Source organism: Pseudoalteromonas sp. TAB23 (assembly GCF_000498075.1).
GTDB classification, from domain to species: Bacteria; Pseudomonadota; Gammaproteobacteria; order Enterobacterales; family Alteromonadaceae; genus Pseudoalteromonas; species Pseudoalteromonas arctica.
Map to the genome: position 1 here is coordinate 1 of NZ_AUTP01000192.1, position 12,269 is coordinate 12,269.

The 12,269-nt window shown below is 38.7% G+C and carries 9 protein-coding genes and 2 pseudogenes; 7 read left to right on the forward strand and 4 right to left on the reverse strand.

Features of this window, described 5'->3' with window-relative positions; all coding sequences use genetic code 11:
- Both L654_RS0109555 and L654_RS0109560 read right to left on the reverse strand, forming a co-directional pair.
- A pseudogene (locus tag L654_RS0109555) lies at positions 1-364 on the reverse strand (hypothetical protein); the annotation flags it as partial.
- A gap of 210 nt (positions 365-574) precedes the next feature.
- A complete protein-coding gene (locus L654_RS0109560) occupies positions 575-1,249 on the reverse strand; it encodes an HAD family hydrolase (RefSeq protein WP_024591940.1) in 675 nt (224 codons plus the stop codon).
- A 428-nt stretch (positions 1,250-1,677) separates the two neighbouring features.
- Between L654_RS0109560 and L654_RS0109565 the strand changes: the two genes are divergently transcribed.
- Together L654_RS0109565 and L654_RS0109570 are read left to right on the forward strand one after the other, a co-directional pair.
- The gene (locus L654_RS0109565; RefSeq protein ID WP_024607893.1) at positions 1,678-3,204 is read left to right on the forward strand and encodes a catalase; all 1,527 of its coding nucleotides are present in this window, start codon (positions 1,678-1,680) and stop codon (positions 3,202-3,204) included.
- A 134-nt stretch (positions 3,205-3,338) separates the two neighbouring features.
- Positions 3,339-3,854: an ankyrin repeat domain-containing protein gene (locus L654_RS0109570; protein WP_024607894.1), complete on the forward strand. Its 516-nt coding sequence runs from the start codon at positions 3,339-3,341 to the stop codon at positions 3,852-3,854.
- 100 nt (positions 3,855-3,954) lie between these two features.
- On the opposite strand, the gene L654_RS0109575 is transcribed toward L654_RS0109570, so the two are convergent.
- Complete coding sequence (locus L654_RS0109575; protein WP_024607895.1) at positions 3,955-6,003, reverse strand: TonB-dependent receptor; 2,049 nt, start codon at positions 6,001-6,003, stop codon at positions 3,955-3,957.
- A gap of 386 nt (positions 6,004-6,389) precedes the next feature.
- Here L654_RS0109575 and L654_RS0109580 point away from each other — a divergent pair, with 386 nt between their 5' ends.
- Both L654_RS0109580 and L654_RS0109585 read left to right on the forward strand, forming a co-directional pair.
- Positions 6,390-6,686, forward strand: a complete 297-nt coding sequence (locus tag L654_RS0109580) for a hypothetical protein (protein ID WP_010553597.1) — start codon at positions 6,390-6,392, stop codon at positions 6,684-6,686.
- On the forward strand, positions 6,683-8,239 hold the full coding sequence (locus tag L654_RS0109585; protein ID WP_024607896.1) for a PepSY-associated TM helix domain-containing protein: 1,557 nt from the start codon (positions 6,683-6,685) through the stop codon (positions 8,237-8,239). The genes L654_RS0109580 and L654_RS0109585 overlap by 4 nt, the downstream gene beginning before the upstream one ends.
- Before the next feature lie 107 nt (positions 8,240-8,346).
- Here the strand turns inward: L654_RS0109585 and yddG are convergent, their stop codons facing one another.
- Positions 8,347-9,255: an aromatic amino acid DMT transporter YddG gene (yddG, locus tag L654_RS0109590; RefSeq protein ID WP_024607897.1), complete on the reverse strand. Its 909-nt coding sequence runs from the start codon at positions 9,253-9,255 to the stop codon at positions 8,347-8,349.
- A 181-nt stretch (positions 9,256-9,436) separates the two neighbouring features.
- Between yddG and L654_RS0109595 the strand changes: the two genes are divergently transcribed.
- From L654_RS0109595 to L654_RS1000000128675, 3 genes and pseudogenes are all read left to right on the forward strand, one after another.
- Entirely contained in the window at positions 9,437-10,090 is a 654-nt protein-coding gene (locus L654_RS0109595; RefSeq protein ID WP_024607898.1) for a TetR/AcrR family transcriptional regulator, read from the forward strand.
- 3 nt (positions 10,091-10,093) lie between these two features.
- A complete protein-coding gene (locus tag L654_RS0109600) occupies positions 10,094-10,576 on the forward strand; it encodes a putative 4-hydroxy-4-methyl-2-oxoglutarate aldolase (RefSeq protein WP_024607899.1) in 483 nt (160 codons plus the stop codon).
- 464 nt (positions 10,577-11,040) lie between these two features.
- A pseudogene (locus tag L654_RS1000000128675) lies at positions 11,041-12,217 on the forward strand (amidase family protein).
- Positions 12,218-12,269: the final 52 nt, after the last annotated feature.

Genomic DNA, 12,269 nt, shown 5'->3' on the forward strand with positions numbered 1-12,269 from the left:
TGGCGGCCGATATAACACTAAAAATAACCACGTTAGCCCAGTTATAGAGCTTGGTCATTGAGTTACCAGCGATTTTGTTTAAGTAGTTATATAAACTTAAGCGGGTTTCTACTGCAATGGGTGCAGTAATCAGCCACCAAGAACACATTGCTAACAGGTTACCTATTAATAAACCCAGTAGAATGTCGATGGTTGAAGCGCCTAATGCAACAAACGTTGCACCAATAACAAATTCAGTAGCCGCAACATGTTCGCCGGCGTATAGCCCTGCAAAATGCTTCCAGCCGTGAAGCTTATTATTAGCAACAGGAAGTTGCTCTTCGTTTACATCTTTAAATGTTTGTGTGTGTGGACTCGTTGCCATGGTATTTCCTATTGTTAACAGCAAAGTACTTAATACCTAAATACTTCGCCTTTTATAATTTGGCTTATAAACGCATGATGTTTTGCCATGTTTTGTTTTATTTTTAGTAAAGCAAAACCATCTACATTTATATTTTGCGTTTGCTTGCCTGTCAGTGTGTAAGGCGAGCAAATCGCGTTTAAAACTTTGTTTATTTAAAAAGCTGCGTGTTTACTGCTTTTTAAGTGCAGGGTATGCACTAAAAAAATCTTGCCAATGCGTTAAATGATCAACATTTGGGTAAGCACTGTGTACATGATTAACAGAGCCTTGCATATGTTGCCCACCGCTGTAATGCAGTACTTGCATGTTGGCGTCAATTCCTGCATTTACGCCGGCTTTACTGTCTTCAATCACTAAACAATGCTCTGGCTTTACACCCATTTGTTTAGCTGCATGTAAAAATAAATCGGGTGCTGGTTTGCCACGCTTAACTTCGCTGCTGGTAAAAACCGTATCGCTAAAGTACTTACTTAAACTCACTACGCTCAACGCTTTTGCGGTGCGTGCTGGGCTGCTGCTAGTAGCTATACAAATAGGCACAGCTAAATTGTTAAGTACGTCTTTTATACCGTCAGTCGTGGTTAGCCCTGTTTCAAATTCGTTTAACAGTGCTTCGCGGTAGTCACCTTCAAAGCTTTCAGGAAGAGTGACATTAAATGCATCCGCTATTTTTTGGCTTACTGTTTTAAAATTGCAGCCTAAAAAGTGTTGCTGTACATAAGCACGGTCAATATCAACGCCTTTTTCAACAAGCATATTAATGAGTACTTGTGCGCTTAAAATTTCGCTATCAATAACAACGCCATCACAATCAAATATCACTAGCTCAATGTTAGTATTCATCTTGTCACCTTATTAAAACTGTTTGGTTTAGCTAATTTAAGTATAACGAGTTAAGCGCGATTAATATTGTGCAGCTTTTTAGTGCAACTCAATAATGAGCATAAGCCCACCGATTGAGCATATTCCCTTTATTGAATTGATATGTCAACACGTTGTAAGTATAAAACGCACCAGCTTGGTGAAAATACACGCAATTAAAATTAAAAACCTCTGTATTTAATCAATTTTATTAATATGCATATCGACTAAGGTCGTAGTACCAAAATTGGTGTTAACTCTAAACATACACCTGTTAAATTATTTCATCTATTTTTCAAATCAGACCAATCTAATTAATCAGTTTTACCGAAGTTAAAAAAATGAATACTATCGTTAACAGATTAACAGCCAGCACCACTGCCGGCACTTTTAAATAGATGAGGTCGACAATGAATACTCAAATAAACAAAACAAAATTAACACTAAGTGCACTAGCACTTGCAATGGCATTACCGGCAAGCGCAGCGACTACGTTAACTAAAGACAACGGCGCAGCTGTTGGCGACAACCAAAATTCAATTACGGCTGGCGAACGTGGCAGCGTATTACTAGAAGACGTACAACTAATTCAAAAACTACAACGCTTTGCACGTGAGCGTATTCCTGAGCGTGTTGTGCATGCTCGTGGTACTGGCGCACACGGTGTGTTTGTAGCATCAAAAGAGCTAGACGATTTAACAATTGCAGCACCGTTTGCACAAGCAGGTAAAGAAACAGACGTATTTGTTCGCTTTTCATCTGTAATCCACTCTAAAGGTAGCCCAGAAACACTGCGTGACCCACGTGGCTTTGCAACTAAGTTTTACACAGACCAAGGTAACTGGGATTTAGTAGGTAATAACTTACCTGTGTTCTTTATTCGTGATGCAATCAAATTTCCAGACATGGTGCACTCTTTAAAGCCATCTCCGGTTGATAACATTCAAGATCCTAACCGTGTATTTGACTTTTTCTCACACGAACCAGGTTCTACACAAATGCTAACGTGGGTTTACAGTGACTACGGTACACCAGCAAGTCTTCGTAAAATGGACGGTTGGGGTGTACATGCATACAAAATGATTAATAAATCGGGTGATGTTAAATACGTTAAGTTTCATTGGGTAAGCCAGCAAGGCATTGATAACCTTGACGCAAAAGAAGTGGCAAAAGTACAAAGCCAAAACTTTCAACATTTAACACAAGATTTATACACTGAAATAAACAGAGGCAATTTCCCAAAATGGGATCTGTACATTAAAACGCTTGATCCATCGCAGCTTGATGATTTTGATTACAACCCGTTAGATGCAACAAAAATGTGGTTAGATATTAAAGAAACTAAAGTAGGAACAATGACCTTAAACCGTATGCCAACTAACTTCTTCCAATCTACGGAACAAGTAGCAATGGCACCGGCAAACATTATTCCAGGTATTGAGCCATCAGAAGACCGTTTATTACAAGGTCGTATGTTTTCTTACGCTGATACACAAATGTACCGCCTAGGTGCTAACCACCAGCAATTGCCAATTAACCGTGCAAAAGTTGAAGTGGTTAACTACAACCAAGACGGTGCAATGAACTACGGGAATACAACAAGCAATGTTAACTACCAGCCAAGCCAAGAAAACGTAGCTGAAAACCCAATTGCACGTAGAAGTAACACAGAGCTAAAAGGCTTTGTACAACAAGCCGCGATTAAAAAGCAGCAAAACTTCGCGCAAGCAGGTGTTATATACCGTGGTTTTAGCAAACAAGAACGTACAAACCTAATTAATAACCTAGCAGGCGATTTAGGCAAAGTGCAAAACAGCAGTGTTAAACACAAAATGCTTAGCCACTTTTACAAAGCAGATAGTGAGTACGGTACACGCTTAACTAAAGCTGTAAACGGCGACCTTAAAATGGTTAAACAACTAGCCGCTAACTTGTAAGTAGCTAGTTGTAATTAACTAGCTGTAAGTAATCAGTTGTAAAAATTAGTCCCAACTAAGCAAGCAGCTATATAAGCAACCACAATTATGAGGAAGGGATAACCCCCTTCCTCTTTTTATAAGAGACAATTGTTATGCGTAATTTATTAATTATAGTCGCTCTACTACTGAGCTTTACCAGTAGCGTTTACGCTCAAAATACCCCAAGTACACAAACACCCAGTACGCAAGTTGAAAGCCAACATTCTGCAAAAACACAATACCAAAGCTTATTTGCTTATTACTTTGCCGCAGCACGTACAAACGACACCGCTGTAATAGAGCAATTTGTAGATGCTGGTATTCCTATCGACAGCTACAACAATAAAGGCTACACCGCGTTAATGATTGCTACTTACCATGGTAATAAAAACACGGTTAACACACTTTTACACTTAGGCGCTAATGCCTGTCTAGAAGATAACCGTGGCAACACAGCGCTAATGGCCGCTATTTTTAGAGGTGAATTTAGTATAGCTAAAACACTCGTATCACTTGATTGCGACAACGCGCATCAAAACAAAGCAGGTCAAACGGCCGAGCTATTTGCACAAACCTTTGGTCAACAAAAAGTTATTGAATTATTAGCACAGGTAAATAATGCAAAATAATCTGCACGCAACAAAAAGCCCTAAAATAATAGGGCTACTTTGTTTATTAAAATTTACTGCTTAATTTTAATAGTCATCCTCGTTGCTTAATTAATGCACGTTAAAAACGATACGTTACTGAAGCACCTAACGTTTGAGGATTCACTACCGCAACATAACCCGTTGGGTAGGGACCACTTGCAGGCTCAACTGACGTAAATGCTTCTTCATCTAATGCATTATTAATAAAAGCACTCACCAACCAATGATCGCTGTTATAGCTTATTGTTGCACGCGTAATTGTATAACCTCCGGCAACACGCTCTTCTGTATTAGTTAAATCTCCATAGTAATCGTCTACATAATTAGCGCTCACATTTAACTTTAAGCTATCTGTAAACCAATGCGATAAACCTAAACTTGCAGTTAGCTCTGGTGCTGAGTTTAATTCGTTACCCACTGCATCTGAATAAGTCGCTGATTCATCTATTTTAGTTTTTAATAAACCTAGCCCTGCATGTAACTGCCATTGCTCACCTAGCATGCTATATGCTTCAAGTTCTAAGCCATAGCTATGTGCATCGTCAATATTAGTGATTTTTCGACTTGAGCTTAAGGCTTGATAACCATTAAAGTTATTGTAAAAAATATTAGCACTAATATTTAAATCACCATTATTTAGTACGCTACGCGAGCCTACTTCATAGGTATTTACTGATTCTTGCTCGTAGTAATAGTATTCTTGTGCAGCAAAATCTAAGGCACCACCACCAGCGTTATAACCACGACGAGCACTTGCCGATAAGGTAGTGTTGTTAGTTACTTTATATTGAACAGCTACCGTAGGTAGTTTTATCGTATTAGAATTATCTAATCGCTCAACTAATCTGCTGCCACCAAAAGCCATATCAAAATTACGAAGTTGTTCTTCACGCTCAACTCGCAGCCCCGCTGTTAACGTAAGCTCATTTGTTAACTCAAAGCTTGTTTCGCCATAAATTGCTTTAGAGTCACTACTATCGTCACCAAAATAATTGGTTGCACCAACGCTTTTAAAGTCTTGTTCACGGTCAAAATAAGCAATACCTACAAAGCCCGAATAAAAATCACTATTTAAGCCAAAGTTTAATTTACTATCAATTGTGATATTTTTTTCATCCATATAAATATCAGACTCTGCACTGGCAAGTGCCTCATATGCTTCGTAGCCCCAGTCATAATCCATATAAGCGAGTAGTATATCGAACGAAAAGTTATCATTTATTTTATAATCAATATTTACCTGAGTCGTGTCTGATTGGGTATCCATATCGCGCTGAAATAACGGTACATAATCAAACGGTTCATCACCTTCAAAGTACTTACGGCCTGTATTACCCTCTTCACTGTAGGTAGAGTAAGTTAGCTGTACAGCTAAATCTGTTGTTGGGGTATACAGTAATTTTGCACGCGTACTACTGGTATTAAGCTTATTTAAGTTTTTATCTGTTGGATTGGTTTCATGTATCGTTGGATTGCTAAAGGTTTCACCATTTACATATTGAGTAGACAAACGAAATGCTAGTACATCCTCAATTAAAGCCCCCGAAACAACAGCGGCTGTATCAAGGTAACTATCTTGATTTCTATACCCAACGCGTACAGCACCTTCAAAATCTTGTGTTGGTGCTTTGGTTGTCATATAAACTGCACCACCAATGCTATTACGACCATTACTAGTTGACTGCGGTCCACGGTATACCGCTATTTGATCTATATCCCACAACCCTGTATCACCGGTTAAATCAGCTACAAACGGCTGACTTACACCATCAACAAGCGTTGATACTCTTGCTTTAGAGCCTCCACTAAATGAGTTAAAACCTGTTGCACCACCATTACCCGACACACCGCGCATATCTGGCACGGCTCCAGTAAGTACCACTACATTTGCCATTTCTGCCAAAGCTTCTGAAACCGAACCTAGTTGTCCATTTTCTAATAGTGACTTATCTACCACTGCAACCGATGTAATCGTATCTTTGAGTGACCTTTCGATTTTTTCGCCTGTTACAATAATTGTATCTATTGATTCGCGACTTGTTTCATCAGCAAATGCATTGCTTTGAGCTAATAACAAAGAGCTTGTAATCAGTAGTGAAAGTTTATCAGGCTTAAATGAAGCTACCACAGTTATTTCCTTTTATGGATAGTTGTTTTATTTTTCGAAAAAATAGCACAAACACACACTTGTTGCAATTGAGTTTAGTTATCATTTAGAATAGCAACATCATTAATAAGTGTTTTAATTTATGTTGCAACTTACCCTTTCTCTTATTTTATTTACTGCTATATCCCTGTTTTATCTTAGTAACCGCCACCAACGACTTCTAAGCAAACCCATTAACAAAAGCTGGCGCAAGCTCGCATTTATCCTTTTTATTATTGCAATACCATTAGCCTTATATGCTTTTTCTAATGCGGCAGCNCAGCCGTATTTTTTATCATTTTAATGATAATGCTCGCTTTAATAATAGTTCCGCTCGTAAGCCTGATTAAACACAAGGAAGTAAAATAATGTCATCTGCACAAAGGCAAAAAATAAAACCAACTTGGCTTGGTAAAAGTTTGGCTGGTTGTTTTTTAGGGCTAGCGCTAGCGTTTATTCTCGTTGCTTTTTTTGCATGGTACGGAGCGGGAGGCATAGATGCGCCCGACAAAGTGCAATTTAATATGTGGATGATACCCATTTTATGGTTAACTATTTTTAGCTTCACCTACCTGTTTAGTTCAGCAAAAAATGCTTGGCTGACACTTGGGGGCTTAAATATAACGCTATATAGCTTATTTATAATTTTAAGGAATTGGCTATGAGAGTAAGAGCCGATATTTTGCGTACCTACCAAGGCGTGCATACATGGACTGGAATAATTGCAGGTTTAGTACTTTTTATAGGTTTTTATGCTGGTAGTTTAACCATGTTTAAACACGAATTAGCACAGTGGGCAAACCCCGCCAGTGCACCAGTGACTAAACCACACACTAACAATCACCAAACATTAGTTGATCAAGCAATAACTAAGTACCCTGAGCAAATGGGTAATGGTTTTTCTCTCGATTTATTAACAAATCAAGCGCCACTATCTTGGTATAGCCAAGGTAAAGAGCGCGGAATGAAACTTGATAATCAATTACAGGTACTCTATCTAAACCAGCAAAATGATCTTGTAATACAGCAACAAAGTGAGAATAAGCTTGCAGATTTAATAGATTACTTACATCGAACCGCTGGGTTTGCAGGCGAAATTGGGCACGACCAATCAGGCGTATATATACTTGGTATAGCATCTGCGCTGTACTTTTTAGCATTGGTGTCTGGCGTGATTATTTTACTACCTACGCTTGTAAAAACCTTTTTTGCGATTCGAAAAGAAAAAGGCGCCAGTCGCTTTTGGCTCGATAGTCATAATTTAGTTGGGATCGCCAGCTTGCCTTTTCATTTAATTATAGCGTTTACTGTGGTGGTATTTGCATTTCATGATCTGGTTTATGATGGTCTATCAGCATTTTATGACGATAAATCCTTTTTTCAACGGCCTGCCCCAGCAGCACATAATTATCATATTGCAAACTTACCAAGCATAAATAAGCAGCTCTTAGCGGCAAAAAACTACGCCCCAGGTTATGAGCCAATTCACATTACATTTAGTCGTTTAAATACAAACAGTCCGACAGCAACATTAAAAATGAGTAATAACAGCGCTGTCGTTCGCGGACCTGATACCGACTACTTATTCTTACACCCCTATACATTAGAAGTACTTAACTCAAGCTATCCGCAAGGAGATGATGGTGTTTGGGGTAATATAGTAGGAAGTTTCTTTTCACTTCACTTTGGTACTTATGGAGGTGAATGGGGACGTTGGGGGTATTTTGTTATGGGACTACTTGGCGCATTCTTATTTTACTCTGGTAACTTATTATGGCTAGACAAGCGCTTTAAACAAGATGCCAACAAACGAAGTACACGATTTATGGCAAATTTAACAATTGGTGTTTGCTTAGGGTCAATGATTGCAGTGGTTGCCACTTTATTACAAGCTAAATGGACTAACCAATATATGGGTAACGCAAATTACAGCTATCTCTATAGTTACTATTTGGTATTTTTTGCCTTTGTTGCTTATACCTTTTTTAAAGGAACTCACCACGCTAGCTATTGGGGCTTAATGGGTATTGCATTTTTATCTGCTGGTATGGGAGTTTCAACACTTATACAGGCTTTATTAGCTGATGATTTTTTAAAATATTATCAAAGCGGTTTTGTTGATATTAGCGCTGCAGTATTTGCATTAATATTTTATTATTGTGCAAAAAAAGTTAGAAATAAATCAGTAAGCTATGCAGTTATACCTGCAAAATTATAAAGAAAAACTTAATGAGGCGTATTGCACGCCTCATTAAAGGTATAAATTTAGATTTAAAATATAAAATCATTAAATATCAGTACTTTATAATCATTAGCTAAAGTAGATTAGTTTACTGTGCGTTTAGGCTTTTCTCGCGTTACAAAGTAGCAAATTAGCGAGCCCACTGTTACCAGTACAACCCCTTGCCAAAACGAAGCACTCAGCGTAATAGATAAATACAACGCCGAAATAATACTAGAAAACACCGGTGTAAAGTACGAAAGCGTTCCCAAAAGCATTAAGTTACCGCCAATAATAGCTTGATTCCACAGCGCATAACCGCTCCCCACTACTACGCCGGCTAATAATAACGTCATGCTTGAGCTGATTGAAAACGTTAATGGCGCTTCATTACTAAAACCATATTGCGCCCACAAACTAATTGCCGTAACAGTAAAAAATAACGTAATGGCATTTTTACCATTACTCAGCTTTTGGGTAACTACGCAATAAATAGCCCATATAAACGCTGCAGCTAATGCCATTAGGTAAGTAGCAGGATTATCAGCAAAGTTAGTAACAAGCGTATCGACCGACATTTCTTGATCGCCCGTAATACACCAAGCAACGCCTAAAAAAGCAATAATCATGCTTGGGTAAACCCAGTAACTTACTTTTTTGCGCCCAATAATAATAGAGAGCAATATTGTTAGCGTGGGCCATAAATAATTAATAACCGCCATTTCCATTGCCTGATGACGACTATTTGCCATACCAATAGAAAGCGCCAAGCAAATTTCGTACGATACAAATAATAAAGTACCTACTACCAAGTAGCGTTTCGAAAAACCACTAAACTTGGGCACTCCCATAACCAAAATTAAAAATATCGCACTGACAGAATACATAGCCGCAGCACCACCAATGGGGCTAAACAACTCAGAAATATCCCGTAGTAATGCAACTAAGCAACTCCACAGTAATATTGCAGCGACTCCATATAGTGTATATTTATTTTTGCTTATAAAATCCATTTGCCAACCCAAAAGTACTACTCGTAAATTTGAAACTAAACTAACAGTAATTATTTAATTAAACAATTAAAGTTAATAGCTTAAACCTCTCGCCTGTTTTTAACATTCACCCTTTTTAGTAATTGACCTTTTGGTCAGTAAAGCTACAATCAATCAATACGTTAAACACGCAAACTCTATAATGACCACACAAATAAAACCAAATAAAAAAGAAGTTACACGCGAGAAAAACCAAAAACTAATTCTAAATGCCGCCGAGCAATTGTTTTCGCAATTAGGTTACGACGGAGCAAGTATGAGCATGGTTGCTAAAGAAGCACAGGTGCCAAAAGCTAATATTTTGTATTACTTTAAAAGTAAAGATGGTCTGTACGAATCTGTGATCGACCGCATAATAGCTAATTGGAATTTAGGGCTTGATAACGTCACAATTAACGACGATCCAGCTACCGTGCTTTATAACTATATTAAAAGCAAAGTAATACTCGCCGTAAATCAGCCAATGCAATCTCGCTTATTTGCCAGTGAAATACTGCGCGGTGCACCTTATTTACAAAACTACTTTAGAACCAATACTCGCCCTTGGGTTAAACAAAAGATTGATGTACTTCAAGCATGGATGGATGCAGATAAAATGGATAAGGTTGATCCCTACCATTTGCTTTTTACTATTTGGTCTACCACGCAATATTACGCCGACTTTCAGGCTGAGGTTTTACTCGTAATGAACAAATTAGAGTACGACGAAACCGATGTGGCACAGATTACGCAATCAATTGCCCACATAATTTTAAAAGGTATTGGTCTTAAAATACCTGAGCAAAGTGAGACTTAACCCATGACACCCTTTACTACACCCGATTTATTTGACGATCATCGCGATAAAGTACAAGTAGCAGACAGCGGCCTTTACCACTTTGGTAAAAAAAACACGTTTTATGGCAAAGTAGTTACCGTTACCTGCCCAGAAGACAACTCTTTTGCTGCCGATATATTGCATGAAAATGGTGAAGGTAAAGTATTAGTTATAAACGGGTTTGCGAGCAAACGCTTTGCGTTTATAGGCGATATTATGGCTGAACGTGCCTTAAGTAATGGCTGGGAAGGCGTAATAATAAATGGCTGTTGCCGAGATATAGAAATACTTGCCACGATGAACTTACCTGTAATGGCGCTAGGCTCTACACCGCGTAGTACCTTAAAGCGCGGCTTTGGTGATAAAAACCAAGCTGTTACCATGCTTAGCACCACTATTGAACCTAACGATTGGGTTTACGCCGATATTAATGGTTTAATCATCAGTAAAACGCCCCTCATTTAGCCCTCAAAACTATATAAATAAAGACCAACTTGGTGCATCTGCGCACCAAATTGGTTTGTTTTAGCTCATTTTAATCTCACTATTTCTACAGCCCACATTTACAAATCTCATACAACCCAACAAAACCTGACCAGTTGGACAGGATTTTAATTTATGGCATTCCTCTTGCTTAGTCTAAGCACTATAAAATCAAAACTACCGATTAAAAAGCGGAGCTTTAGCAATTGCATTAAATTAGTGATCTATTATAACGCGAAGAAAATAGCGCAATAACAAGGCAAAAATTATGACATATAGTTGTTCTCTATGAATAATTTTTAACGAAGTAAGTGCGCTATTTAATCCAATAGAATGATCATTTTTTTAATAAAATTGGTATTAAAATAATAATAACCAGCCCGCTTTTTAATCACTCTTAACTTAATAAGTAAGTACTTGGTCAGTTTTATAATAATGAGCTGCAAATGAGTGATAAAAAAAACAACAAAAGTATATTTTGCAATCACGGTCCTACCCTGTGGCAAACAAACCAATCTGGTCTACTTGCAAACAATCGCTTAGCTGTAAAAGATGTATTTGCAGTAAAGGGCGAGCGTAACAGCGCAGGCAACCCACACTGGTTTAAAACAGCTAAACCGGCTCAAAATACGGCAAGCTCGGTTAATAAGCTCATGACCGCTGGTTGTAACTTTATAGGCTTTACCCATACTGACGAACTGGCTTATAGCTTAGAGGGTAATAATATACATTATGGCGCTGCGCAAAATCCTAAATTAAAAGGGCATGCTTGCGGTGGTTCGAGTATGGGGTCTGCTGCATCCGTTGCTGCAAACTTAGCCGATATTGGCTTAGGTNCCCGCCAGCTATTGTGGTTTATATGGCATAAGGCCAAGTCATAACGTGATTGAAAAAGACGGCCTAATACCGTTGGCTCCCCCTTTTGATACCATAGGTTGGCTTACCCAAAGCGCCGAGCTATTAAGCGATGTAGGTAATGTACTGTTACCAAATCAAGCTATTAATAACGTTGATACCTTAGTTATTTGCGAGCCGTTATTTGAACTCGTTGACCCTGCTTTACAAGCCCCACTGGGTAAGCTTTTAGAAAAAACCAAACCTTATTTTAATCATCATATCGATTTTAAGCTCCCCAAAAGCAACCTGCTAAGTGAGCTTGCCGATACCTTTAGAATATTACAAGGTCGTGCGATTGCTAAAACGCACCGAGACTGGCTTGAACTCCCAGATCAGCTTTCTCATTTTGCGCCAGCAATTGCGGCTCGTTTTAAAATGGCACTGGCTTTAACCGAGCAAGAAGAACAAGAGGCGTTAAAAATACAGCACGAGTGGCAAGCAATCGTCGCTAAAAACCTAAATAAACACAGCTGCTTATTTTTACCCACCACCCCTACAACTGCACCTAAATTAGGCGCCGACACAAGCGCCTTACGCATGCAAATTATTACGCTTTCGGCAATTGCGGGCCTTAGTGGCTCAGCGCAAGTGCATTTACCGCTGGCTGATTTAGCAAATGATCATCCGTATGGTTTTTCATTAATGATGAGCCACGGTAACGATAAAAGCTTACTTGCTTGCGTTAAGCACCTAGCTGCACACTTTAAACAGGACACACCGGCATGACCACACACAACATTGCATTTACCGCGTCTCATTTTTCGGCCACTGAGGCGGG